Genomic DNA, 23,157 nt, shown 5'->3' on the forward strand with positions numbered 1-23,157 from the left:
CCCGCCCGTTGAGCGATAAAAAAAGCCGCCGAGGTTAACGCCCGGCGGCTTTTTTATTGCGTGCGAGTTAACGTCATGCTTTTTTCTGATGCCGCTCGCGCAGCCGGCCGATCACCGCGCTCAGATCCAGATCCTGGTCCTGCAGCAGCACCAGCAGGTGATAGATCAGGTCCGAAGCTTCGTTGGTCAGCTCTTCGCGATCGTTGACCGTGGCGGCCAGCGCGGTTTCCACGCCTTCTTCCCCGACCTTCTGCGCGATGCGCTTGGTGCCGCTGGCGTACAGGCTGGCGGTGTACGAGCTGTCCGGGCTGGCGTGCTTGCGCTCCGCCAACAGCTGTTCCAACTGATAGAGGAACGTCCAGTCGCTGGCGGCCGGATGGAAGCAGCTGCTGTTGCCCAGGTGGCAGGTCGGGCCGATCGGGTTGGCCAATACCAACAGCGTGTCGTTATCGCAGTCCGGCGTGATGCTGACCACCTTGAGGAAGTGGCCGGAACTTTCGCCTTTGGTCCACAGGCGTTGCTTGGTGCGCGAGAAGAAGGTGACGTTGCCGCTCTGCTCGGTGGTCGCCAGCGCTTCCGGCGTCATGTAACCCAGCATCAGCACTTCGCCGGAAACGGCGTGCTGCACGATGGCCGGCATCAGGCCGTCGGTTTTCTCCCAGTCCAGCTGGTTTCTCTGTTGTTCTGTCAGCACACGCGAATCTCCACGCCTTGTTCGACCAGGAACCTTTTCAGTTCGCCGATATTGATGATTTGTTTGTGGAACACCGATGCCGCCAGGGCGCCGTCGACGTCCGCATCGCGGAACGCTTCCAGGAAGTGCTCCATCGTGCCCGCGCCGCCGGAGGCGATCAGCGGCACTTTGCAGACCTCGCGCACCTGGCGCAGCTGCTGCAGATCGTAACCGTTGCGCACGCCGTCCTGGTTCATCATGTTCAGCACGATCTCACCGGCGCCGCGGCGCTGCACTTCCTGCACCCAGTCGAGGGTTTCCCACTGGGTGACGCGGGTGCGGCTCTCGTCGCCGGTATATTGATTGACGTGATACTTGCCGGTTTCACTGTCGAACCAGGTGTCGATGCCCACCACGATGCACTGCACGCCAAAGCGATCCGCCAGGCGGCTAATCAGATCGGGATCGGCCAGCGCCGGCGAGTTGATCGAAATCTTGTCGGCGCCGAAAGACAGGATCTGGCTGGCGTCCTCGGCGCTTTTAATGCCGCCGGCGACGCAGAACGGAATATCAATCACCTCCGCCACGCGCGACACCCAGCTTTTGTCCACCACCCGGCCGTCGCTCGAGGCGGTGATATCGTAAAATACCAGCTCGTCCGCGCCTTCTTGCGCATAGCGCTGCGCCAGCGGCACGATGTCGCCGATGATTTCGTGGTTGCGGAACTGCACGCCTTTCACCACTTGCCCGTCTTTAACATCCAGGCACGGGATTATCCGTTTTGCCAGCATGCGATCGCCTCCTCAACGCTAAATTTACCTTCCAGCAGGGCGCGCCCCACGATCACGCCGGCAACGCCGCTGCCGCGCAGCTGGGCGATGTCGTCCAGATTGCCGATGCCGCCCGAGGCCTGGAAGGCCACCTGCGGATAACGGCGGCTGATTTCCTGATACAGCGCCACGTTGGAACCGGCCAGCGTGCCGTCGCGCGAAATATCGGTGCACAGCACGTGTTTCAGCCCGTAGGGCAGGAACTGTTCCACCACCTGTTCAAGCGTGGCGTCGGAGTCTTCCTGCCAGCCGCTGATGGCCACGCGCTTCACGCCCTGCGCGTCGATGCGCACATCCAACGCCAGTACCAGCGCGTCGGCGCCGTAGCGTTCGAACCAGCTTTGCACCAACTGCGGCTGTTTCACCGCGGTGGAGCCGATCACCACGCGCGTGGCGCCGGCCTCCAGCAGGGCGCTGACGTCTTGTTCGTTGCGGATGCCGCCGCCGACCTGCACCGGCACCTCAACTCCCGCCAGCAGCTTGCGCAGCAGCGGGATCTGGCGCGCCGCCGGATCCTTGGCGCCGGTCAAATCGACCAGATGCAGCACCTGGGCGCCCTGTTGTTGATAGTCCTGCAGGCGCAGCAGCGGATCGTTGCCGTAGTCGCGCTGTTGGCCGTAATCGCCCTGATGCAAACGCACCACGTTGCCGTCGATCAAATCCAAAGCCGGAATAATCATGCTGCCTACATCTCCAGAAAGTTTTTCAACAGTTGCGCGCCGGCCGCTCCAGATCGTTCTGGATGAAACTGCACGCCGAAGAAGTTGTCTTTTTGCACGGCGGCGGTGAAGGGCTCGCCGTAATTCGCCTGGGCGATGGTGCTGGGGCATATCGGCATCGCATAGCTGTGAACGAAATAGAAGTAGGCGCCGTCATCGATGCCGCGAAACAGATGGTGACCCGCTTGCGCGGATACCTGGTTCCAGCCCATGTGCGGCAGCGGCAGGCCGAAGTCGGTCATCTGCTTGACCGGCGTATCGATAAGGCCGAGCGTGGTCACGCCGCCGTTCTCTTCGCTGCTGGCCGCCAGCAGCTGCATGCCGAGGCAAATGCCCAGCACCGGCTGCGTGCAGGCCCTGATCAGTTCGATCAAATCGCGCTCGCGCAGCTGATCCATCGCCGCCTGCGCAGTGCCGACGCCCGGCAGGAACAGCTTGTCGGCGCGCAGCACGATCTCCGGATCGCGGCTCACCTCCGGCTGATAACCCAGGCGCCGCACCGCGTAGGTGACGGAGGCCAGGTTGGCGCAGCCGGTATCCAAAATCACCACGTTCATCACAGCACTCCTTTCGAACTCGGCAGGGTATTGCCCTCGACGCGGATCGCCTGGCGCAGCGTGCGGCCAAACACTTTGAACAGGCTTTCGACCCGGTGGTGGTCATTTTTGCCTTTGGTCTTCAGGTGCAGCGTGCAACCCATGGTGTAGGAGAGCGAGCGGAAGAAGTGCTCGACCATTTCGGTGCTGAGATCGCCGACGCGTTGATAGTTGAACTCGGCCTTGTACTCCAGGTGCGGGCGGCCGGAGATATCCAGCGCGCAGCGCGCCAGACACTCGTCCATCGGCAGCACGAAGCCGAAGCGGGCGATGCCGCGCTTGTCGCCGAGCGCCTTGTTCAGCGCTTCACCCAACGCCAGGCCGGTGTCCTCTACCGTGTGGTGATCGTCGATATACAGGTCGCCTTTGACGTCGATCTCCATGCGGAAGCCGCCGTGGGTGGCGATCTGATCCAGCATGTGGTCGAAGAAGCCGACGCCGGTTTTGATTTTGCTGCCGCCTTCGCGATCCAGCCAGACGTTGACATCGATCTGCGTCTCTTTGGTCACGCGGTTAACCCGCGCATGACGGTCGCGCAGGGTCAGCTGGCGCACGATCTCTTTCCAGCCCAGCACGCCGCGTTGGTAGCGCAGCCCCTGAATGCCCATGTTTTCCGCCAGCTGCACATCGGTCGGCCGATCGCCGATCACGTAGCTGTGGGCGGTATCGAGCACGCCGGGTTCGAGGTAACCCTTCACCAGCGCGGTCTTCGGCTTGCGGCAGTCGCAGTTGTCCGCCGGCAGGTGCGGGCAGATCAACACATCGGCGAACTGAATGCCCTGCGAGCTGAGGATCTGCATCATCAGGTTGTGCGGCGGATCGAAGGTTTCCTGCGGGAAACTGGCGGTGCCGAGCCCATCCTGATTGGTGATCATCACCAGCTGATATCCCGCCTGTTGCAGCGCCAGCAGGGAAGGGATCACGTCCGGCTCGAGCGCCAGCTTGTCCAGGCGATCGACCTGGAAATCTTCCGGTGGCTCGGCGATCAGCGTGCCGTCACGATCGATAAAGAGGATTTTTTGGCTCACATTGGCTCCTGGCGAGTCTGGTTGGCGCCGGGCAGGGCGGACAAGGCGTCCACCACGCGTTGACATTCGTCGCGGGTGCCTATGGTGATGCGCAGGCAGCCGGACAACCCGGGCTGTTTGTTTTGGTCTCGTAAGATAATGCCCTGATCCCACAAGCTTTTAAACACATTACTTGAGGCGGTGAAGCGGGCCAGCAGGTAATTGCTGTCGCTGGCGAAAACCTGCTCGACGCAGGCGCATTTTTCCAGCTGTTGCTGCAGCCAGCTGCGGGTGGCTGCGATGTCGGTGACGCGCTGGCGCATGGTGCGAATACCTTCTTCGCTCAGCGCCTGCGCGGCGATATCCGCCACCGGCGTCGAGAGCGGGTAAGGCGCGATCACCTTCAGCAGCAGGGCAATCAGATCTTCATTGGCGAGCGTAAAGCCGCAGCGCAGGCCGGCCAGCGCAAAGGCCTTCGACAGCGTGCGCAGGATAGCCAGGTGCGGATAGTCGCTCAGCCACCCGGCCACCGAGGCCTGCGGGCAAAACTCGATATAGGCTTCGTCCACCGCGACGATCGCTTTGCCTTTGGCCATCTCCAGCAGGCTGCGCAGAGAGTCCGGGTCAATCAGGTTACCGGTCGGGTTGTTCGGGCTGCAGACGTAGATCAGCTTCACGTTGTCCAGGCTGTCCGCGATGGCCGGCAGATCCAACTGCCAGTCCTCTTTGGCGGCCACGGTGCGGCGCTCCACGCCAAAGGTTTCGGCGCTGACGGCGTACATGCCGTAGGTCGGCGGGCAGAACAGAATGGCGTCTTTGCCCGGCTCGCAGAAGGCGCGGATCAGCAGCTCGATGCCTTCATCGGCGCCGCGGCTGACCAGCACCTGCTCTTTCTTCACCCCGGCATAGGCGGCGTAGCGTTCGATCACCTGCGCCGGCTGGCACTCCGGATAGCGGTTGAAGGTTTGCGCGGTCAGCTGGAATTCCGGGGCGATCGGGTATTCGTTGGCGTTCAGCCATACGTCGCCCTTGCCGCCGAGGCGGCGCGCCGATTGATAAGGGGTCAGCTCGCGAACGTTGGCGCGCGCCAGTTTTTCGATGCTCATGCTTGCTCCTTCAGGGCGGCGACGCGCAGGGTCACGGCGTTCTTGTGGGCGATCAGCTGCTCGGCGGCAGCCAGCGTCTCGATGGTGGCGGCCAGGTTGCTGAAGCCCTGCGGCGTCAGCTCCTGCACCGTCATGCGTTTTTGAAAGTCGGCCAGCCCAAGGCTTGAGCAGGTGGCGGTGTAGCCGTAGGTCGGCAGCACGTGGTTGGTGCCGGAGGCGTAATCGCCGGCGGACTCCGGCGACCAGTCGCCGAGGAACACCGAACCGGCGCTGGTGATGCCGTCCACCAGTTCGCGCGCATTGCGGGTCTGAATAATCAGGTGCTCCGGGCCGTAGCGGTTGCTGATCGCCACGCACTCAGCCAGATCGCGCGCTACGATCAGGCGGCTGCTCGCCAGCGCCTGACGGGCGGTCTCGGCACGCGGCAGCTCGGCCAGCTGGCTTTCCACCGCTTCGGCCACCGCCTGCGCCATTGCCGCGTCCGGCGTCAGCAGGATCACCTGCGAATCCGGGCCGTGTTCGGCCTGCGACAGCAGATCGGAAGCGACGAACGCCGGAGTGGCGCCGGCATCGGCGATCACCAGCACCTCCGAAGGGCCGGCCGGCATGTCGATGGCCGCGCCATCAAGGCGCTGACTGACCTGCCGCTTGGCTTCGGTCACGAAGGCGTTGCCCGGCCCGAAGATCTTCGCCACGCGCGGCACGCTCTCGGTGCCGAACGCCAGGGCGGCGATCGCCTGCGCGCCCCCGACCTGAAACACTTCCTGCACGCCGCACAGCTGCGCCGCATACAGGATCTCATCGGCGATCGGCGGCGGCGAGCACAGCACCACCCGGCGGCAGCCGGCGATGCGTGCCGGCGTCGCCAGCATCAGCACGGTGGAGAACAGCGGCGCCGATCCGCCGGGAATATACAGGCCGACCGAGTCGATGGGGCGGGTCACCTGTTGGCAGCGCACGCCCGGCTGCGTTTCGACGTCCACCGGCGGCAGCCGCTGCGCGTTGTGGAAGGTTTCCACGTTGGCGACGGCCACCGCCATCGCCTGTTTGATGTCGTCGCCCAACCGCGCGGCGGCGGCGGCGATCTGCTCGGCGCTGATGCGCAGCGCCGAGACTTCCGCCTTGTCGAAACGGGCGCTGTAGTCGCGCAGCGCCCGATCGCCGTTGGCCTTCACGTTGTCGAGGATCTCGCTCACCGTGCGGGTGATGCTGTCGGAGGCGGCGATGGCCGGGCGCATCAGCAGCTCGGCCTGGCGTTCGGCGCTGCTGGTCGCCCAATCGATCGGCGTGTTGAAGGTCGACATGGCGTTACTCCATCATCTTTTCAATCGGCAGCACCAGAATCGAGCTGGCGCCGAGCGCTTTCAGTTTTTCCATGGTTTCCCAGAACAGGGTTTCGCTGCTCACCATGTGCATCGCCACGCGGTTCTGCGCGCCGGCCAGCGGCAGAATGGTCGGGCGCTCGGCGCCCGGCAACAGCGCGACGATCTCGTCCAGTTTCTCGCTCGGCGCGTGCAGCATGATGTATTTGGATTCACGCGCCTGGATCACGCCCTGAATGCGGGTCATCAGGCGATCGATCAGCTGCTGTTTGGCTTCCGGCATTTCGCCGTCGCGCTGGATCAGGCAAGCCTTGGAGCGGTAGATCACTTCGACTTCACGCAGGCCGTTGGCCTCCAGCGTGGCGCCGGTTGAGACCAGATCGCAGATGGCGTCGGCCAGACCGGCGCGCGGCGCCACTTCCACCGAGCCGTTCAGCAGGCAAGATTTGAAGCGCACGCCCTGCTTGTCGAGGTATTGCTTCAGCAGGTGCGGGTAAGAGGTGGCGATGCGGGCGTCCTGCAGGCTTTGCGGGCCGGCGTATTCGGCATCGAGCGGGGTGGCCAGCGACAGGCGGCAGCCGCCGAAATCGAGGCGGCGCAGCGTGAAGTAACGCGGGTCTTCGCCCTGGGCGCGGCGGCTGAGCAGCTCTTCTTCCAGCACGTTTTCGCCGATGATGCCGAGATCGACCACGCCGTCCATCACCAGGCCCGGAATATCGTCGTCGCGCACGCGCAGGATATCGATCGGCATGTTCTCGGCGAAGGCGATCAGACGCTGCTGCTGCAGGTTGATCTTGATGCCGCAGCGCGCCAGCAGTTCCTGGGATTCATCGCTCAGGCGGCCCGACTTCTGCATTGCGATCCGTAAACGTGTCTTGTCCAGCATGGTAACCTCTGTTTAATCTGTAATCTTTATGAATTTATTGTAAAAACTATTCTTTCTGTCTGTCCGGAGCCAAAAAAAAACCCTCGGAAGAAATCTTCCGAGGGCTCTCTCTTGCGTTCTGCGCGCCACTGGAAGATTAACAAACCGTCTTCCAGCACTCATCGCCTGAAAGACTAGTCAGGGTGATGGTGATGATGGTGGTTGAACTGAACGCGTGTCATGGTGTTTTTCTCTAATCAAAAGCCGGTAAAAACCGTATACCAATTAAGCTAAACTATCCGCTGTCCACCGCGCAACCCTTTTTTAACGTCATAAATTTAATTTATTGAAACAGGTTAGGTTATTAGCCACAGACAGCTTTACCTGACCTTAAGCCGGGCAGATTGTATCGCCGTGCGCAGTGGCGTAGCCTTAGGGGTAGGGCGCTGCGATCTTCAGGAGAGGAAGAGGATGAAAAAGGTAGCCATTATTGGTTTGGGTTGGCTGGGCATGCCGTTGGCGCTGTCGCTGATGGGGCGCGGGTATGACGTGGTCGGTAGCAAAACCACGCCGGACGGCGTCGAGGCCGCGCGCATGAGCGGCATCGAATGCTACCAACTGGAACTGACGCCGGAGCTGGTGTGCGATCCGGACGATCTGGAATCGCTGCTGCGCGTGGATGCGTTGGTGGTGACACTGCCCGCTCGCCGCACCGTCGAAGGCAGCGAAAACTATTTCAATGCGGTGCGTATGCTGGTGGACAGCGCGATGGCCTTTGGCGTGCCGCGGGTGATCTTCACCAGTTCCACCTCGGTGTACGGCGAAACCGCAGGCACGCTGCGCGAAGAGTCGCCGTTGCGGCCGGTCTCGCCGTCAGGGCGGGTGTTGGCCGAGCTGGAGCGTTGGCTGCATGAATTGCCGAACACCTCGGTGGACATTCTGCGCCTGGCGGGGCTGGTGGGCGCCGATCGTCACCCCGGCCGCTTCCTGGCGGGCAAGCTCGACGTGAAGGGCGGTTCGCAGGGGGTGAATCTGGTGCACCAGGACGACGTCATCGCCGCCATCCAACTGTTGCTGAAGCTGCCGAAGGGCGGCCACGTGTACAACCTGTGCGCGCCGCGTCATCCGGCCAAGCGCGAATTTTATCCGGCGCTGGCCGAGCAGTTGCATCTGGAGCCGCCGCAGTTCGCCGACGAGGCGGAGCAGGATGAGCGGCTGGTGGACGGCAACCGCATCTGCAACGAGCTGGGTTTTGAGTATCAGTATCCCGATCCGGCGCGCATGCCGGTCAGTTAACGTCCGTCAGGCCCCGCGCATGCGGGGCTTTTTTTCGCCGGCGCGCGCCAAATCCTCCAGCAGCGCGTTCAACGCCTCGTTGGGCTGGACGGGGCGGCTGACCAGGCTAAGCGTGGCGCGATAAGAGAGCGCCGTGCCGCCCAACTGCCGCAGCAGCCCCTGTTCCACCCAGCGCGCCGCGTAGTGGGTGGGCAGATAGCCAAGACAGGTACCGCTCAGCACCAGATGGGCGACGCTTTCCATATGGTGAGCCACCGCCGCCAAGTGAGGCGGCGCGATCGGGCACAGCTGCTGCGCCAGCAGGTAGCCGCGCTTGACCCAGCGCGCGTTTTCAATCTGCTCGCGCTCGGGGTCTTCCACCGCGAACAGCGGGTGATCCGTGCTGCAGTAGATCGCCTGTATTTCCTCCAGCCACGGCTGATAACGTAACTCCTCCAGCTGTTGGCCGAAGTAACCGATGCCCAGATCGAGCTGCTGGTGCAGCAGCCCTTGCTCAATCTCGTTCGGCGAACAGATGCGGCACTGCAATTGCACGTCCTGATGGCGCCGCTGAAAGTGCTTGATGGCCTGGCTGAACGGATTGCCCGGCAGCGAAACCAGATTGTCCACCAGACCGATTTGCAGATCGCCGGTCAGCAGGCCGTTCAGCGACTGGCTGACCCGGGTGAAGTCGCGGGCGGCGTTGAACAGCGAACGGCAGGCGATCAGCATGCGTTCGCCCTTGGGCGTCAGCCGGAAGCCGGAGCGCCCGCGTTGGCACAGGCGAAAACCCAGTCTGGTTTCCAACGAGGCCAGATGGGTGCTGATGGTGGATTGGTTCATCAGCAGCGCTTCCTGCGCGGCGCTGACGCCCTGGGCTTCCGCTACCGCGACGAACACCCGCAGCAGTTTCAGATCGATATCGCTTAGGTTGGTGAGCATTCCCCCTCCGCAGAACGTCGGCCGGTTAACCCATTTTTAACATCGAAGAAATAGGTGCGGCGCTGAAGATATGGCCTTTCTTATGGCATGAAGTTGAAATAAAAATCAATACTTCAATAGGTTAGTTGCATCGCGTTTTCCGATGTTTACATGCAAAAGCGGGAATGGTAGCCGAGGTGGCCACCGGGGTAGCCTGCGAATGTTGCTCAAATGTTTCAATCCATCGCAGATAACGACAAGGAAACGCCATGCTGAACCAACCCCAAAGCGGTAACGATATGCCGCGCTTTGCCGGCCTCCCCACCATGATGCGCCTGCCCGCGGCAGAACAGGCGCGCGGTCTGGACGCCGCCTTTGTCGGCATTCCGCTCGATATCGGCACCTCCAACCGCAGCGGCACTCGCTATGGCCCGCGCCAGATCCGCCAGGAATCGGTGATGATCCGTCCTTACAACATGGGCACCGGCTCTGCGCCGTTTGAACGGCTGCAGGTGGCCGATCTGGGGGATGTCGCCATCAACCCCTACAGCCTGGCGGACAGCGTGCAGCGCATCGAGGCGGCTTACCACGAGATCCTGGCGCACGGCTGCACGCCGTTGACGCTCGGCGGCGATCACACCCTGACGCTGCCGGTGCTGCGCGCCGTCGCCCGTCGTCATGGCCCGGTCGGGCTGATCCACGTCGATGCGCATTCCGATACCAACGAGGAGATGTTCGGCGAACAGCTGGCGCACGGCACCACCTTCCGCCGCGCGTTTGAGGAGGGGCTGCTGGCGCCGGAAAAAGTGGTGCAGATTGGCCTGCGCGGCAGCGGCTATGCGGCGGATGACTTCGACTGGTCACGCCGCCAGGGCTTTCGTGTGGTGCCGGCTGAGGCCTGCTGGCACCGGTCGCTGACGCCGCTGATGGCGGAGATCCGCGAACAGATGGGCGAAGCGCCGGTTTATCTCAGCTTCGATATCGACGGGCTGGATCCGGCCTTCGCACCGGGCACCGGCACGCCGGAGGTCGGCGGGCTGTCGGTCTGGCAAGGGCTGGAGATCGTGCGCGGCTGTCATCGGCTGAACCTGGTCGGCGGCGACGTGGTGGAGGTGTCGCCGCCTTACGATCGTTCCGGCAATACGGCGCTGCTGGCGGCCAACCTGCTGTTTGAAATGCTGTGCGTGCTGCCGGCCCGCTGAGGCCGGCGTACTGACCCTGCCGGCGGAGCGGTTGCGTCGGGCCCCCTGATAACAATAACAACGGAGTGGAGGTACCCATGAATCTCGATCTGCTGGTTGTGGTGATTTACTTTCTGGTGATAGGCGCGGTGGGGTGGATGGGCATTCGCCGCGCCAACTCCAAAGAGGCGTATCTGGTGGCCGGGCGCAACCTGGGGCCGGGGCTGTATCTGGGCACGCTGTCGGCGGTGGTGCTTGGCGGCGCGTCGACCATCGGCAGCGTCAAGCTCGGCTACACCTACGGCATCTCCGGCGTCTGGCTGTGCGGCGCGCTCGGGCTGGGCATTGTGGTGCTGAGTCTGGTGCTGGCCAAGCCGCTGCTCAAACTGAAGCTGTATACCGTCAGCCAGGTGCTGTCGCGGCGGTATCACCCGGCGGCGCGGGTCACCAGCGGCGCGATCATGCTGGCGTATGACCTGATGGTGGCGGTGACCTCGATCATCGCCATCGGCAGCGTAATGCAGGTGATGTTCGGCCTGTCGTTCAGCGCGTCTATCCTGCTCGGCGGCGGGCTGGTGGTGCTGTATTCGACGCTGGGCGGCATGTGGTCGCTGACGCTGACCGACATCATTCAGTTCATCATCATGACCGTCGGCATGATGCTGGTGCTGATGCCGATGAGCATCGTCAAGGCCGGCGGCTGGGAGGCGTTCACCAGCCTGCTGCCCGCCGGTTACTACCAGCTGTCGTCGATCGGGCTGGACACCATTCTGGTGTTCTTCCTGATCTACTTCTTCGGCATTCTGATCGGCCAGGACATCTGGCAGCGGGTGTTCAGCGCCCGCAGCGCCAATGTGGCGCGCTTCGCCGGGCTGGGGGCGGGCGTCTATTGCGTGCTGTACGGCGTGACCGGCGCGCTGATAGGCATGGCCGGCAAGATCGTGCTGCCGTCGCTCAGCAACACCGACGGCGCCTTCGCCGCCATCGCGCAGGCGGTGTTGCCGGTTGGCGTCAGCGGGCTGGTGGCCGCCGCGGCCCTGGCGGCGCTGATGTCCACTGCCAGCGCCTGCCTGTTGGCGTCTTCGACCATCGCGTTGGAGGACGTGCTGCCGGCCATCCGCCGTAAACCTTCCGGCGGGCTGGCCGCCGGGCGCTTCACCACGCTGTTCATGGGCGCGGTCATGCTGGGGCTGGCGTTTGTGGTGCGCGACGTACTGGCGGCGCTGACGCTGGCTTACAACCTGTTGGTGGGCGGCATGCTGATCCCGCTGGTGGGGGCGATCTTCTGGCCGCGCGCCACCAGCGTTGGGGCCATCGCCAGCATGCTGACCGGCAGCCTGTGCGTGGTGGGGCTGATGATCTGGCACGGCATCGACGCCAACAGCCCGATCTACGGCGGTCTGCTGGGCGGCGGCGTCGCCTTCGTGCTGGGCAGCCTGCTGAGCCGCCCGACGCCGCAGCTGCAGGCTCAAACTGAACGCTGAGGCGCGATCCGGGCTTTTATCACGGCGCCTTTACTGATTTACTGAGGAGCAGGGCGCATCGCCGCCCTGTCGGTTTAACGGTGAGGGTAAGGAGAAGGTGAGCCATGGGTAAAATCAGCGTCGCATGCTGCCAGTTAGCGCTGCGGGTAGGGGAAGCAGAGCATAATCGGGCGCAGTCCGCTCAGGCGATCCGTCATGCGGCGCAGCGCGGCGCCAACGTCATCGTGTTGCCGGAGTTGGTGAACAGCGGCTATGTGTTGCGCGATAAGGCGGAGGCGCGGGCGTTGGCCGAGAGCGAAGACGGGCCCAGCCTCAGCCTGTGGGGGGCCCTGGCGCGTGAGTTGGATGTGGCGATCGTCGCCGGTTTCTGCGAGCGGCTGCCCGATGGCGGGGTGGCCAACAGCGCGGCATTGATCGATGCGCAGGGGGTCAGGGCGATTTATCGCAAGGCCCACCTGTGGCATGAGGAGAGCACGATCTTTACCCCCGGCGATCGGCCGCCACCGGTCGTCGAGACCCGCTTTGGCCGATTGGCGGTGATGATCTGCTACGATCTTGAATTCCCGGAGTGGGTGCGGCTGCCGGCGCTGGCCGGCGCTCAGCTGCTGTGCGCGCCGGTCAACTGGCCGCAGGCGCCGCGTCCGCAGGGCGAACGGCCGGCGGAGATGGTGAAGGCGCAGGCCAACGCCGCCGTCAATCGGCTGTTCATCGCGGTGTGCGATCGCTGCGAAACGGAGCGCGGCGTTGCGTGGATCGGCGGTTCGGTGATCGTCGATGCCGATGGCTACCCGTTGACGCAGAGCCTGGCTGGCGAAGGCATGGCGCTGGCGGAAATGGATATCAGTACGGCCGATGACAAGCGCATCGGCCGCTACAATCATGTGCATCGCGATCGGCGGCCGATGCTGTATTGAAGCTGCGGGGCAGTCGGCGGATCCGGCTGCCCCGCCGATCGTTTCTCCGGCGGGAAAATCCGCCGTTTTGGCGCTTACAGCCAGCCTGACTTCTTCAACTTCTGATACAGGAAAATACAGCCGACGGCGGTCGCCCCCAGCGTGGCGTGATAGGCCCACGGGAATTTCAACTCCGGCATGTCGGCGAAGTTCATCCCGTACAGGCTGAAGATCACCGTCGGGATAGCCAAAATCGCCCCCCACCCCGCCAGCCGTTTCACCACTTCGTTTTGTTTGACCGTCACCAGCGCCAGATTGACGTGCATGGCGTTGGTCAGCATTTCGCGCATGTCGTCGATGTTGCTGACCACCTGATGCGCGTGATCCTGCACGTCGCGCACGTAGGCGCGCAGCTCTTTCGGGATCACTTCTTCGTGCAGACGGATCAGCTGGTTGCAGATTTCATCCATCGGCAGCGCGGCGTTGCGCAGCGCCAGCAGGTGGCGGCGCAGAGTATAGACGTTCTCGATCGCCGCCTGATCGAACTCCGACTGAAACATGTTGGCTTCGATGTTCTCGATGGTGCTCTCGAAGCGCGTTACCACGCTGCGGTAGTTATCCACCACGAAGTCCAACACCGAATAGAGGGCGAAGCCCGGCCCGCGGCACATCTGCTTGTGGTTCTCTTCCGCCTTGGCGCGGATCGGCGCGTAGCTGGGCGAGGCGCCGTGGCGCACCGTCACCAGAAAGTTTTTGCCGACGAAGAAGTGGGTTTCGCCGTATTCGATTTCGTCGTGCTCGCCCCACTGCGCGGTTTTCACCACGATGAACAGCGAGTCGCCGTAGGTCTCCAGCTTCGGCCGCTGGTGCGCACACAGCGCGTCTTCGATCGCCAAATCGTGCAGGCCGAACTCCTCCTGCACCTTGCGCATAAACGCCGGTTCCGGCTGCCGCAACCCCAGCCAGACGAAGGTGTCCGGTTGTTTGACCACCTCGCTGATATCGTCGATGGTCACTTCGCCCAGCCGTTGGCCGGCTTTGTACGCCACACAGTTCACCACCATGCTTTTGCTGTCCATCTGTCCATCCATCAATCAGTCAGGGTTTTGGTAAGAAAATAGCACTCATGTTCCACCGGATACTCTTTCAGCGTCATTTGCAGCTGATAGCCGAGCTTTTCGTAGAACGGCCGCGCCTGGAAGCTGAAGGTGTCGAGACGGGCGTAGCGGCAGCCGCGCGCCTGCGCCTCGTGCTCGGCGGCGCGCATCAGCCGGCCGCCGAGGCCGCTGCCGCGCTGGGTATCCGCCACCCACAGCCACTCGACGCTCAGCCAGTTGCCCCAGGTTTCGGCGGTCAGCCCGCCGATCACCGTGCCGGCCTCGTCGCGCGCATAGACGCTGAGCGGCTTGCGGTGGCTGGCGTCGATATGCGGCAGGTTGTAAGCGCGCAGGCCTTGCCTGATCGCATCGAGGGTATGTTCGTCAATCGCGTCGGTAACGGTAATGTCCATTTTTCCTCCTGGGTTATGGATTAACTTAAGCACACTGCGGCTAAAAGACAACCCGTTGAAATGTAATGTAAACACCCATTACGACGGGCTGGGCTACACTAAACGGGTCATTTCATCTTCAGGAGGACGCCATGCCCCGATTGACTCTGCTGGCCGGTTTGCTGCTGTGCAGCGGCCTGCTGCACGCCGCGCCGACGATCAGCCAATTGCAGGACGGCCTGGAACACCCATGGTCGCTGGCCTTCTTGCCGGCGGAACAAGGCTTGCTTATCACCGAACGGCCCGGACGGCTGCGGCTGTGGCTGCAGGGCAAGGGCCTGTCGCCGCCGATCGCCGGCGTGCCGCAGGTCTACGCCGAGGGGCAGGGCGGCCTGCTGGAGGTGTTGCCGGCCCCCGACTTCAGCGCCAGTCGCCGGGTATATCTCAGCTTCGCCGAACCGGGCGAGGGCGGCAAAGCCGGCACGGCGGTCGGCTATGGCCGCCTGAGCGACGATAGCGCGCGGTTGGAAAACTTTAAGGTGATCTTCCGTCAGCAGCCCAAGCTGTCGGTCGGCAATCACTTTGGCGGCAAGCTGGCGTTCGATCGGCAGGGCTACCTGTTTATCGCGCTGGGTGAAAACAACCAGCGGCCGACGGCGCAGGAGACCGACAAACTGCAGGGCAAGCTGGTGCGGCTGACCGCCGAGGGCGCGGTACCGCCGGACAACCCCTGGGTCGGCCAGGCAGGTAAACGCCCGGAGGTTTGGTCCTACGGCCACCGCAATCCGCAAGGGTTGGCGCTGAATCCGTGGAGCGGCGCGATCTGGGAGCATGAACACGGTCCGCGCGGCGGCGATGAGCTCAATATCCCGCTGCCGGGTAAAAACTACGGCTGGCCGCTGGCCACCTATGGCATCAACTATTCCGGCCAACCGATACCGGAGGCCAAAGGGGAACGGGTGCCCGGCACCGAACAGCCGCTGCACTATTGGCGGGTTTCGCCCGGCCTCAGCGGCATGGCGTTTTATGACGGGCAGCGTTTCCCCGCCTGGCGGCATTCGCTGTTCATCGGCGCACTGGCGCAAAAGGAACTGATTCGCCTGACGCTGGAGGGCGACAAAGTGGTGGCGGAAGAGCGGCTGTTGGGCGATCGCGGCGAACGCATCCGCGAGGTGCGCAGCGGGCCGGATGGCTACCTGTATCTGCTGACGGACGAACGGGACGGCAAGCTGCTGAAGGTCGGGGCGTCGTAACGCCCCGCACGCGTCAGGTGAGTGCGCTCATCACGCCGCGCTGGTAGGCCGGGCGTGCGCGCAGCTGCTGATACCAGCGCTCCATGTTCGGCCGTGGGCGGCGGGCGATCGGCATTTCGAACCAGGCGTAGGCGAAGCTGCCGAGCGGGATATCGCCGAAACCGAACGCGCCGCCGGAGAGGTAAGGCTGGTGCGCCAGCGTCTGTTCGATGACGTCGAAGTGTTTTTCCAGCGTGGCGATCGCCGTTTCGATTTTCGCCATGTCGCGCAGCTCCGGCGCGGTGCGGATCAGGCCCCAAAAGACGATGGTGAAGGCCGGGACAATCGTCGAGGTGGTCCAGTCCATCCATTTCTCGGCGGCGGCGCGCGCCTGCAGATCCTGCGGATAGAACGTCGCATCGCCGAATTTCGCCGCCAGGTAGCGCACGATGGTGTTGGACTCCCACAGCACGAAGTCATCGTCCTGCAGCAGCGGCACCAGGCCGTTCGGGTTCAGCGCGCGGTAACTCTCTTCGTTGACCTTGCCGAACGCCCCGCCGGCGTTGATGTGGGTGTAGCTGAGCCCCAGTTCGGCGGCGCACCACAGCACCTTCCTGACGTTGTTCGAATTCTCACGACCCCAAATGGTCAGCATGGGATAACTCCGTTAGCGGATTAAAGACCCTTAATACCTACGCCACAATGCGCTTTTTGTCACACCGCAGGGCATTTTTTGTCTGCCGCTCAACGCTCCCAGCGGCACACTTCCCAGCCGTGCTCCGCCGCCAGCGCGCTCAGTTCGCTGTCGGGATTGATCACCGTGGCGCTGTCGACGAATTGCAGCATCGCCTTGTCATTGAGAGAGTCGCTGTAGCCGTGGCTGTGCTCGAACTTCAGGTGCGGGTGCTGCGCCAGCCAGTGCTGCAGGCGGATCACCTTGCCCTGTTGATAGGTCATGGTGCCGTAGGTGTTGCCGGTGAAGCGGCCGTCGCTGATTTCCACGCCGATCGCCAGCGCGTCGTCGGCGCCGAGCTGTTCGGCGATCGGCGCCACCAGGTGTTCGCCGGTGGCGGAGATCACCAGAATGCAGTCGCCGCGCTCGCGGTGCCACTGCAGGCGTTCACGGGCGGCGGGATAGACGCGCGGCAGGATGTCGCGCCGGATGTAGCGTTGCACCCAGCCGGCCACGGTTTGCACGCTCAGGCCGGTCAGCGGCGCCAGCGTGGCCTGCATGTAGTCCTCCATCGACAGCTTGCCCTGATAATAGAGCTGCATCAGCTGCTGCTCCTGCAGTTCCAGCTCCGCCGGCGCGAACCCCTGGCCGACCAGCCAGCGGATCCACAGGCTGGCGCTGTCATCGTCAATCAGGGTTTCATCCAGGTCGAATAAGGCTAAATCCATCAGTATTTCTCCGGCAGGCAGGGTATGAGGTCGTTTACAGGATAGCGGATAGCGCACGTCGCCAGCCAGCGGCGTCGGCGAAATTGCGCAGAGCATAAGAAACATTGATGACGGTTTTGCGACAGTTTGTTGAACGTTTGCATAACTTAGAACGCAACAATATTGGCCGCCCCGGCGAGCGCGGTGGTAACTATGGGGCAAATGCAGCCACCCGCTGGGGAGGGGCAATGTTGATTATTCGCCTGTACGGCAGCCCGATCGTAATCGGGGAAGAAGAGGAACCGCATGATGACGCATCTGACGACGCTGAAGACGTTGCCGCTGCTGGATCTTTCGCAGCTTGACGGTGATGCGCGCCGGCGGCGCGCTTTTCTTGACGATTTGCGCACGGCGGCGCGCGACGTCGGTTTCTTCTATCTGCGCGGTCACGGCGTGGACGGCGCGTTGAATGCGCGGTTGCAGCACGCCGCGCGACAATTTTTCGCCCTGCCGGAAGCCGACAAGCTGGCGGTGCAGATGGTGCATTCGCCGCACTTTCGCGGTTACAACCGGGCGGCGGCGGAACTCACGCGCGGGCAGCCTGACTGGCGCGAGCAGTTCGATATCGGCGCTGAACGCCCGGCGCTGACGCTGGCTGACGACACGCCGCGCTGGGCGCGTCTGCAGGGGCCAAACCAGTGGCCGGCGGCGCTGCCGGCGCTGAAACCGCTGCTGCTGGAGTGGCAACAGGCGATGACCGCCATGTCGCTGCGGCTGCTGCGCGCTTTCGCGTTGGCACTTTCGCTGCCGGAGCAGGCTTTCGATCGCTTATACGGCGAGAAGCCCAACGAGCACATCAAACTGATCCGCTACCCGGGGCGGGACGCCACCGCCAGCGCACAGGGCGTCGGCGCGCACAAGGACTCCGGTTTTCTCAGCTTCCTGCTGCAGGACGCGCAAAAAGGGCTGCAGGTGGAGGTCAGCGAGGGGCAATGGATAGACGCGCAGCCGCGTGAAGATACCTTCGTAGTGAACATCGGCGAGCTGCTGGAGCTGGCGACCAACGGCTATCTGCGCGCCACGGTGCACCGGGTGGAAACGCCGCCGGCGGGGAGTGACAGATTATCGATTGCGTTCTTCCTCGGCGCGCGTCTGGACGCGGTGGTGCCGCTGTACCAACTGCCGCCGCAGCTGGCGGCGCAGGCGCGCGGCCCGGCCAGCGATCCGCTCAATCCGCTGCTGCGCGATGTGGGGTATAACTACCTGAAAGGCCGCATCCGCTCTCACCCCGATGTGGCACACCGTTTTTATCAGGACGTCATCGGCCTCTGAACGCCGGGCGTAAAAAAGCCCGGCGCGTCGGCCGGGCTGATCGAGCGCTGATGCGGCGATTATTCCGCCAGCGCCTGCTGCAGATCGGCGATCAGATCTTCCACATCCTCAATCCCCACCGACAGGCGCACCAGCTGCGGCGTGATGCCGGTTGCCAGGCGCTGTTCCAGCGGAATGGAGGCGTGCGTCATGCTGAACGGCTGGCTGATCAGGCTTTCCACGCCGCCCAGGCTTTCCGCCAGGGTGAACAGGCGCGAACGCTGGATGACCCGGCGCGCATAGGCATCGTCGCCTTTCAGCCGTACCGAGATCATGCCGCCGAAGCGCGTCATCTGGCGCGCCGCCAGCTCGTGCTGCGGGTGGCTCGGCAGGCCGGGATAGTAGACGTTTTCCACCTGCGGCTGGCTCTCCAGCCACTGGGCGATGCGCAGCGCGCTGTCGCTGTGACGCTGCATGCGCAGCGCCAGGGTGCGGACGCCGCGCAGCGTCAGGAAGCTGCTGAACGGATCGAGAATGCCGCCGACCGCGTTTTGCAGGAAACCGAGCTGTTCCGCCAGCGCCGGGTTATCGCCCACCGCCGCGACGCCGGCCACCACGTCGGAGTGGCCGTTGAGGTATTTGGTGGCGGAGTGCACCACCACGTCAAAGCCCAGATCCAGCGGGCGTTGCAGATACGGCGAGGCGAAGGTGTTGTCCGCCACGCTGATGAGCTGGTGCTTTTTGGCGATCGCGGCGATGGCGCTCAGATCCGCCAGCTTGAGCAGCGGGTTGGTCGGCGTTTCGACCCAGATCATTTTAGTGTCCGGCTCGATCGCCTGTTCCAGCCCGGCGAGATCCGCCGGCGCCACGTAGGTGACGCGCAGGCCGGCGGTGCGGCTGCGCACTTTTTCCAGCAGGCGATAGGTGCCGCCGTACAGGTCGTCTACCGCGATCAGGTGGCTGTCTTTATCGAGCAGCTCCAGCACCGTGGAGCAGGCCGCCAGGCCGGAGGCGAAGGCGTAACCGCGGCTGCCGCCTTCCAGTTCGGCGATGGCGCTTTCCAGCGCGGTGCGCGTCGGGTTGGCGCTGCGGGAATACTCATAGCCGGTATGCTCGCCCGGCGCCGGTTGGGCGTAGGTAGAGGTGGCGTAAATCGCCGGCATCACTGCGCCGGTCGCATCCGGGGTGTAACCGGCGTGAACGGTCAACGTATCAAACTTGGCCATAATGGGTCCTTATTAACGTAATTTTTGGCGCCAGGCGTTAAGCACGTCTGTGCGGGTAATCAGGCCGAGGAAGCGCTCGCCGTCGAGCACCACCGCGACGTGGCCATGGTTGAAGGTGGCCTGTAATTCCTCGTAGCCGGCTTCCTTTTGCAGCGTATGAACCTGTTTGGTCATCGCGCTGCCGGCCGGCAGGCTGAAGTGGGCGGCGTCGGCCTGGACGGCGTTCAGCAGATCCCACTCATCGATCAAACCGACCACCCGATCGCCTTCCAGCACCGGCAGCTGCGAGATGTCGTACAGCCGCATGCGGGCGTGCACGATCGCCAACGTGTCGTCCGGCGCGGCGGAAACGGCGGCGCCCTCGTCGTGGCGGTAGGCGATCAGATCGCGCAGATCGCCGTGCTGTGGCTTGCTCAGCAGGCCCTGTTCCAGCATCCAGTGATCGTTATACATTTTAGACAGGTATTTGTTGCCGCTGTCGCAGACGAAGGTCACTACCCGCTTGGGTTCGGTCTGTGCGCGGCAGTAACGCAATGCGGCGGCCAGCAGGGTGCCGGTGGACGATCCCGCCAGCACGCCTTCCTTGCGCAGCAGCTCGCGCGCGGTGGTGAAGGCTTCGGCGTCGCCGATGCGGTAAGCGTTGCGCACCTGGTCAAAGTCGCTGAGCGGCGGGACGAAGTCTTCGCCGATGCCTTCCACCAGCCAACTGCCGGCTTCGCCGATTTGGCCGTGGTCGAGATAGTCCGCCAGAATAGAGCCGGCAGGGTCAGCCAGCACGAATTCCGTCTGCGGCGAAACCTCGGCGAAATAGCGGCTCAGCCCGCCCAGCGTGCCGCCGGAACCGACGCCGACCACGATGGCGTCCACGTCATGCTCCATCTGCCGCCACAGTTCGGGCGCCGTGGTGGTGGTATGGGCCGCCGGGTTGGCCGGATTATTGAACTGGTCGATATAAAAAGCGCCGGGGATCTCTTCCGCCAGGCGTTTGGCGTAATCCTGGTAGTAAGCTGGATGCCCTTTGCCGACGTCCGAACGGGTCAGCAGCACTTCCACCCCCAGCGCGCGCAGGTGGAAGATCTTCTCGCGGCTCATCTTGTCCGGCACTACCAGCAGCAGCTTATAGCCTTTCAGCGCCGCCACCAGCGCCAATCCCAGGCCGGTATTGCCGGCGGTGGCTTCGATGATGGTGCCGCCCGGCTGCAGTTTGCCGTCGCGCTCGGCCTGTTCGATCATCGACAGCGCCACGCGGTCTTTGATCGAACCGCCGGGGTTTTGGTTCTCCAGCTTGACGAACAGCCGGCACGGGCCGATATCAAACTGGGTCAGTTCCAACATCGGGGTATTGCCAATCATCTCGATGACGGAATGGGGGATCGCCATGACTCATCTCCAGGATTATTCGGTATAAAAGTCGTTGTGCGGATGATAGCGCTGAGGATAAGCGCTTTAAAAAGAACAAATAGCGGTTCTATATGCCATTATGGAATATATTAATCTTTTTTGGACGTATGGATGCGCAGATGTTTAGCGGTGCAGATGCTTGGCCGTGTAGCCGTGGGTAGATGCGAAAATGCGCGTCGCGATGCTTTTTTGAACGATAAGTGCGTGCCTGCGTACAGTTATGTAAAAATGCTGAAAATTCACGCTAAACCCTGCAAAAATAAGATAAATCACATAAACTCACAGCAAGGGCATTTTCGGTGCGTTGCGTTACCCATTACGGGCGCCGCAAGGGGTTGCGGCCGGCACGCGCGCACCGGGCCACTCTCGCTGGTTGGCTTAAAACGTGAACATGTTTGAAAGTTAACGCTATTTCAATGGTTTTGAATGGACACTCTGGCGACGTCATGATGAAAAAAAACTTATCCACTTCCCTGAAAAAACTGACCTTCAGCGTAGGCATCCTGTTGCTGGCCGCCCCGGCCGTGCACGCGGCCGAGCCGCCGGCGCCGCCGCAGGTAGACGCCAAGGCCTTCATTCTGATGGATTACAACAGCGGTAAGGTGCTGACCGAAGGCAATGCCGATACGCGTCTCGATCCCGCCAGCCTGACCAAGATCATGTCCAGCTACGTGATCGGCCAGGCGATCAAGGCCGGCAAGATCAAGCCGGAAGACATGGTCACCGTCGGCAAAGACGCCTGGGCGCCCGGTAACCCGGCGCTGCGCGGCTCTTCGCTGATGTTCATCAAGCCGGGCGATCAGGTGCCGGTGCTGGAACTGAATAAGGGCATCGTGATCCAGTCCGGCAACGACGCCAGCATCGTGCTGGCGGACTACGTGGCGGGCAGCCAGGATTCGTTCGTTGGCCTGATGAACAACTACGCCAAATCTCTGGGGCTGCAGAATACCCACTTCCTGACGGTGCATGGTCTGGATGCGGAAGGGCAGTACAGCACCGCGCGCGACATGGCGCTGCTGAGCCAGGCGTTGATCCGCGACGTGCCGGACGAATACGCGCTGCATAAAGAGAAAGAGTTCACCTTTAACAAGATCCGCCAGATTAACCGCAACCGTCTGCTGTGGAGCAGCAACCTGAACGTCGACGGCATCAAGACCGGTTACACCAGCGGCGCCGGCCACAACCTGGTGGCGTCCGCCACCGACGGCCCGATGCGTCTGATCTCGGTGGTTTTAGGCGCGCCGAGCGATCGCGTGCGCTTTAGCGAAAGCGAAAAGCTGCTGACCTGGGGCTTCCGTTTCTATGAAACCGCGACGCCGATCAAGGCCGATAAGCCGTTCGTCACCCAGAAAGTGTGGTTCGGCGACGTCAGCGAAGTGCCGCTCGGCGTGGCGAAAGACGCCTCGGTCACCATTCCGAAAGGGCAGATGAAAAACCTGAAGGCCAGCTACAAGCTGACCCAACCGACGCTGGAAGCGCCGCTGGCGAAAAACCAGGTGGTCGGCACCATCGATTTCCAGCTGGACGGCAAAACCATCGAGCAGCACCCGCTGGTGGCGATGCAAGAGGTGAAAGAGGGCAACTTCTTCAGCCGCATCTGGGATATGGTGATGATGAAGCTGAGCCAGTGGTTCGGCGGGATCTTCGGCTGAATGCCCTGACACCGCTGCCGCATCGTCGCGTGCGGTTCCTGAAAAAGCCGCAACCTTCCGTTGCGGCTTTTTCATTTTCAGCATCCGTGGCGTTTCAGAAATAGTCCACCAGCATGGTGGCTCCGCTGGAGAAGTCACCTTCCGCCAGGGTGACGGCGCTGTTTTTCACCGGCACCGCATCAAGCGTCGGCGGATTGGCGTAATCGATGTTCAGCGGCGTATTGATGGCGAAAGCCTTGCCGTTGGCCAGCAGTTTGATGCCCAGCCCATTGACGCTGCTGTTCAACACGCTGCTGTCAAAGGCCGCCGCGCTGCCCATGATCTTCATTTTCAGCTGGCGGCTGTTATCCAGAAACTCACACTTGATGCTGTAATCGATGCGTTGCATATAGCGATTACCGTCGATACGTTTGATGCCGACCTTGCCAAAGTCGATATCGATGGTGCGCCCGTCGTTGATCACGCAAGGCGGAGGCGCCACCACGGTGGCGGTGATACTGACCTTGGTGCCCTGGTCGGCGGCCTGGGGGGCGGCGCTGATCACACCCAGCGTAAACAGCAGAGCGCAACGCGTTTTCCTCGTCATGTTCATTC

At 62.8% G+C, this 23,157-nt stretch carries 25 protein-coding genes and 1 other annotated feature; of the genes, 8 read left to right on the top strand and 17 right to left on the bottom strand.

The window, feature by feature from the left end:
* Positions 1-73 precede the first annotated feature (73 nt).
* From hisIE to hisL, 9 genes are all read right to left on the bottom strand, one after another.
* Complete coding sequence (gene hisIE, locus GT753_RS03660; RefSeq protein WP_015377251.1) at positions 74-694, bottom strand: bifunctional phosphoribosyl-AMP cyclohydrolase/phosphoribosyl-ATP diphosphatase HisIE; 621 nt, start codon at positions 692-694, stop codon at positions 74-76.
* Positions 688-1,464: an imidazole glycerol phosphate synthase subunit HisF gene (gene hisF / locus GT753_RS03665; RefSeq protein WP_015377252.1), complete on the bottom strand. Its 777-nt coding sequence runs from the start codon at positions 1,462-1,464 to the stop codon at positions 688-690. Before hisF ends, hisIE begins: the two co-directional genes overlap by 7 nt.
* Positions 1,446-2,183: a 1-(5-phosphoribosyl)-5-[(5-phosphoribosylamino)methylideneamino]imidazole-4-carboxamide isomerase gene (gene hisA / locus GT753_RS03670; protein WP_021504314.1), complete on the bottom strand. Its 738-nt coding sequence runs from the start codon at positions 2,181-2,183 to the stop codon at positions 1,446-1,448. The genes hisF and hisA overlap by 19 nt, the downstream gene beginning before the upstream one ends.
* A gap of 5 nt (positions 2,184-2,188) precedes the next feature.
* The gene (hisH, locus tag GT753_RS03675) at positions 2,189-2,779 is read right to left on the bottom strand and encodes an imidazole glycerol phosphate synthase subunit HisH (RefSeq protein WP_004938803.1); all 591 of its coding nucleotides are present in this window, start codon (positions 2,777-2,779) and stop codon (positions 2,189-2,191) included.
* Positions 2,779-3,846, bottom strand: a complete 1,068-nt coding sequence (gene hisB, locus GT753_RS03680) for a bifunctional histidinol-phosphatase/imidazoleglycerol-phosphate dehydratase HisB (RefSeq protein ID WP_015377254.1) — start codon at positions 3,844-3,846, stop codon at positions 2,779-2,781. The genes hisH and hisB overlap by 1 nt, the downstream gene beginning before the upstream one ends.
* Entirely contained in the window at positions 3,843-4,931 is a 1,089-nt protein-coding gene (hisC, locus tag GT753_RS03685) for a histidinol-phosphate transaminase (protein ID WP_042784059.1), read from the bottom strand. The genes hisB and hisC overlap by 4 nt, the downstream gene beginning before the upstream one ends.
* A complete protein-coding gene (gene hisD, locus GT753_RS03690; RefSeq protein WP_075684358.1) occupies positions 4,928-6,235 on the bottom strand; it encodes a histidinol dehydrogenase in 1,308 nt (435 codons plus the stop codon). The genes hisC and hisD overlap by 4 nt, the downstream gene beginning before the upstream one ends.
* Positions 6,236-6,239: 4 nt before the next feature.
* Positions 6,240-7,139: an ATP phosphoribosyltransferase gene (gene hisG / locus GT753_RS03695; protein ID WP_015377256.1), complete on the bottom strand. Its 900-nt coding sequence runs from the start codon at positions 7,137-7,139 to the stop codon at positions 6,240-6,242.
* 71 nt (positions 7,140-7,210) lie between these two features.
* Positions 7,211-7,337 (bottom strand) — a sequence feature (His leader region).
* Positions 7,313-7,360 carry a his operon leader peptide gene (gene hisL / locus GT753_RS03700; protein WP_100396937.1) on the bottom strand — a complete coding sequence of 16 codons (48 nt, stop codon included), beginning with the start codon at positions 7,358-7,360 and terminating at the stop codon, positions 7,313-7,315. Its footprint overlaps the feature before it by 25 nt.
* A 229-nt stretch (positions 7,361-7,589) precedes the next feature.
* Here hisL and GT753_RS03705 point away from each other — a divergent pair, with 229 nt between their 5' ends.
* Positions 7,590-8,414 (top strand): SDR family oxidoreductase, encoded by an 825-nt coding sequence (locus GT753_RS03705; RefSeq protein ID WP_015377257.1) that lies wholly within the window; start codon positions 7,590-7,592, stop codon positions 8,412-8,414.
* Between the two features lie 6 nt (positions 8,415-8,420).
* On the opposite strand, the gene GT753_RS03710 is transcribed toward GT753_RS03705, so the two are convergent.
* Positions 8,421-9,335 (bottom strand): LysR family transcriptional regulator, encoded by a 915-nt coding sequence (locus tag GT753_RS03710; protein WP_015377258.1) that lies wholly within the window; start codon positions 9,333-9,335, stop codon positions 8,421-8,423.
* A 248-nt stretch (positions 9,336-9,583) separates the two neighbouring features.
* Here GT753_RS03710 and speB point away from each other — a divergent pair, with 248 nt between their 5' ends.
* The 3 genes from speB to GT753_RS03725 all read left to right on the top strand — a co-directional run bounded on the left by speB (position 9,584) and on the right by GT753_RS03725 (position 12,893).
* Entirely contained in the window at positions 9,584-10,516 is a 933-nt protein-coding gene (gene speB, locus GT753_RS03715) for an agmatinase (protein ID WP_004938781.1), read from the top strand.
* Between the two features lie 77 nt (positions 10,517-10,593).
* On the top strand, positions 10,594-11,979 hold the full coding sequence (locus GT753_RS03720; protein ID WP_160125273.1) for a sodium:solute symporter: 1,386 nt from the start codon (positions 10,594-10,596) through the stop codon (positions 11,977-11,979).
* A gap of 104 nt (positions 11,980-12,083) precedes the next feature.
* On the top strand, positions 12,084-12,893 hold the full coding sequence (locus GT753_RS03725; protein WP_099982694.1) for a nitrilase family protein: 810 nt from the start codon (positions 12,084-12,086) through the stop codon (positions 12,891-12,893).
* 74 nt (positions 12,894-12,967) lie between these two features.
* Here GT753_RS03725 and GT753_RS03730 read toward each other — a convergent pair whose 3' ends face one another.
* Both GT753_RS03730 and GT753_RS03735 read right to left on the bottom strand, forming a co-directional pair.
* Positions 12,968-13,951, bottom strand: coding sequence for a magnesium and cobalt transport protein CorA (locus GT753_RS03730; protein ID WP_015377262.1), 984 nt, complete (start codon positions 13,949-13,951; stop codon positions 12,968-12,970).
* Positions 13,952-13,962: 11 nt separating this feature from the next.
* Complete coding sequence (locus tag GT753_RS03735; RefSeq protein ID WP_016928392.1) at positions 13,963-14,382, bottom strand: GNAT family N-acetyltransferase; 420 nt, start codon at positions 14,380-14,382, stop codon at positions 13,963-13,965.
* Between the two features lie 131 nt (positions 14,383-14,513).
* Here GT753_RS03735 and GT753_RS03740 point away from each other — a divergent pair, with 131 nt between their 5' ends.
* Positions 14,514-15,614, top strand: coding sequence for a PQQ-dependent sugar dehydrogenase (locus tag GT753_RS03740; RefSeq protein ID WP_015377264.1), 1,101 nt, complete (start codon positions 14,514-14,516; stop codon positions 15,612-15,614).
* A gap of 13 nt (positions 15,615-15,627) precedes the next feature.
* On the opposite strand, the gene GT753_RS03745 is transcribed toward GT753_RS03740, so the two are convergent.
* Together GT753_RS03745 and GT753_RS03750 are read right to left on the bottom strand one after the other, a co-directional pair.
* Positions 15,628-16,248, bottom strand: coding sequence for a glutathione S-transferase family protein (locus GT753_RS03745; RefSeq protein ID WP_021504377.1), 621 nt, complete (start codon positions 16,246-16,248; stop codon positions 15,628-15,630).
* An 89-nt stretch (positions 16,249-16,337) separates the two neighbouring features.
* Complete coding sequence (locus GT753_RS03750; protein ID WP_004938759.1) at positions 16,338-16,994, bottom strand: HAD family phosphatase; 657 nt, start codon at positions 16,992-16,994, stop codon at positions 16,338-16,340.
* A 107-nt stretch (positions 16,995-17,101) separates the two neighbouring features.
* On the opposite strand from GT753_RS03750, the gene GT753_RS03755 reads away from it, so the two are divergent.
* Both GT753_RS03755 and GT753_RS03760 read left to right on the top strand, forming a co-directional pair.
* Positions 17,102-17,338: a hypothetical protein gene (locus GT753_RS03755; protein WP_160125274.1), complete on the top strand. Its 237-nt coding sequence runs from the start codon at positions 17,102-17,104 to the stop codon at positions 17,336-17,338.
* Positions 17,283-18,305 carry an isopenicillin N synthase family oxygenase gene (locus GT753_RS03760; RefSeq protein ID WP_160125468.1) on the top strand — a complete coding sequence of 341 codons (1,023 nt, stop codon included), beginning with the start codon at positions 17,283-17,285 and terminating at the stop codon, positions 18,303-18,305. Before GT753_RS03755 ends, GT753_RS03760 begins: the two co-directional genes overlap by 56 nt.
* 59 nt (positions 18,306-18,364) lie before the next feature.
* Here GT753_RS03760 and GT753_RS03765 read toward each other — a convergent pair whose 3' ends face one another.
* Both GT753_RS03765 and GT753_RS03770 read right to left on the bottom strand, forming a co-directional pair.
* Complete coding sequence (locus GT753_RS03765; RefSeq protein WP_015377268.1) at positions 18,365-19,510, bottom strand: PLP-dependent aspartate aminotransferase family protein; 1,146 nt, start codon at positions 19,508-19,510, stop codon at positions 18,365-18,367.
* A gap of 12 nt (positions 19,511-19,522) precedes the next feature.
* Positions 19,523-20,890, bottom strand: a complete 1,368-nt coding sequence (locus GT753_RS03770) for a cystathionine beta-synthase (RefSeq protein WP_075684362.1) — start codon at positions 20,888-20,890, stop codon at positions 19,523-19,525.
* Positions 20,891-21,357: 467 nt separating this feature from the next.
* Here GT753_RS03770 and GT753_RS03775 point away from each other — a divergent pair, with 467 nt between their 5' ends.
* A complete protein-coding gene (locus tag GT753_RS03775; RefSeq protein ID WP_174242103.1) occupies positions 21,358-22,563 on the top strand; it encodes a serine hydrolase in 1,206 nt (401 codons plus the stop codon).
* Positions 22,564-22,657: 94 nt separating this feature from the next.
* On the opposite strand, the gene GT753_RS03780 is transcribed toward GT753_RS03775, so the two are convergent.
* Complete coding sequence (locus GT753_RS03780; RefSeq protein ID WP_226882947.1) at positions 22,658-23,149, bottom strand: fimbrial protein; 492 nt, start codon at positions 23,147-23,149, stop codon at positions 22,658-22,660.
* Positions 23,150-23,157: the final 8 nt, after the last annotated feature.

The sequence above is a fragment of the Serratia sp. Z4 genome, assembly GCF_009900725.1.
Lineage (GTDB): Bacteria > Pseudomonadota > Gammaproteobacteria > Enterobacterales > Enterobacteriaceae > Serratia > Serratia nematodiphila.

Coding starts and splice junctions, on each gene's coding strand:
- hisF (WP_015377252.1), bottom strand. CDS start 1,464: ATGCTGGCAAAACGGATAATCCCGTGCCTGGATGTTAAAGACGGGCAA.
- hisA (WP_021504314.1), bottom strand. CDS start 2,183: ATGATTATTCCGGCTTTGGATTTGATCGACGGCAACGTGGTGCGTTTG.
- hisH (WP_004938803.1), bottom strand. CDS start 2,779: ATGAACGTGGTGATTTTGGATACCGGCTGCGCCAACCTGGCCTCCGTC.
- hisC (WP_042784059.1), bottom strand. CDS start 4,931: ATGAGCATCGAAAAACTGGCGCGCGCCAACGTTCGCGAGCTGACCCCT.
- hisD (WP_075684358.1), bottom strand. CDS start 6,235: ATGTCGACCTTCAACACGCCGATCGATTGGGCGACCAGCAGCGCCGAA.
- hisG (WP_015377256.1), bottom strand. CDS start 7,139: ATGCTGGACAAGACACGTTTACGGATCGCAATGCAGAAGTCGGGCCGC.
- GT753_RS03705 (WP_015377257.1), top strand. CDS start 7,590: ATGAAAAAGGTAGCCATTATTGGTTTGGGTTGGCTGGGCATGCCGTTG.
- GT753_RS03710 (WP_015377258.1), bottom strand. CDS start 9,335: ATGCTCACCAACCTAAGCGATATCGATCTGAAACTGCTGCGGGTGTTC.
- speB (WP_004938781.1), top strand. CDS start 9,584: ATGCTGAACCAACCCCAAAGCGGTAACGATATGCCGCGCTTTGCCGGC.
- GT753_RS03720 (WP_160125273.1), top strand. CDS start 10,594: ATGAATCTCGATCTGCTGGTTGTGGTGATTTACTTTCTGGTGATAGGC.
- GT753_RS03725 (WP_099982694.1), top strand. CDS start 12,084: ATGGGTAAAATCAGCGTCGCATGCTGCCAGTTAGCGCTGCGGGTAGGG.
- GT753_RS03730 (WP_015377262.1), bottom strand. CDS start 13,951: ATGGACAGCAAAAGCATGGTGGTGAACTGTGTGGCGTACAAAGCCGGC.
- GT753_RS03735 (WP_016928392.1), bottom strand. CDS start 14,382: ATGGACATTACCGTTACCGACGCGATTGACGAACATACCCTCGATGCG.
- GT753_RS03740 (WP_015377264.1), top strand. CDS start 14,514: ATGCCCCGATTGACTCTGCTGGCCGGTTTGCTGCTGTGCAGCGGCCTG.
- GT753_RS03745 (WP_021504377.1), bottom strand. CDS start 16,248: ATGCTGACCATTTGGGGTCGTGAGAATTCGAACAACGTCAGGAAGGTG.
- GT753_RS03750 (WP_004938759.1), bottom strand. CDS start 16,994: ATGGATTTAGCCTTATTCGACCTGGATGAAACCCTGATTGACGATGAC.
- GT753_RS03755 (WP_160125274.1), top strand. CDS start 17,102: ATGACGGTTTTGCGACAGTTTGTTGAACGTTTGCATAACTTAGAACGC.
- GT753_RS03760 (WP_160125468.1), top strand. CDS start 17,283: ATGACGCATCTGACGACGCTGAAGACGTTGCCGCTGCTGGATCTTTCG.
- GT753_RS03765 (WP_015377268.1), bottom strand. CDS start 19,510: ATGGCCAAGTTTGATACGTTGACCGTTCACGCCGGTTACACCCCGGAT.
- GT753_RS03770 (WP_075684362.1), bottom strand. CDS start 20,890: ATGGCGATCCCCCATTCCGTCATCGAGATGATTGGCAATACCCCGATG.
- GT753_RS03775 (WP_174242103.1), top strand. CDS start 21,358: ATGATGAAAAAAAACTTATCCACTTCCCTGAAAAAACTGACCTTCAGC.
- GT753_RS03780 (WP_226882947.1), bottom strand. CDS start 23,149: ATGACGAGGAAAACGCGTTGCGCTCTGCTGTTTACGCTGGGTGTGATC.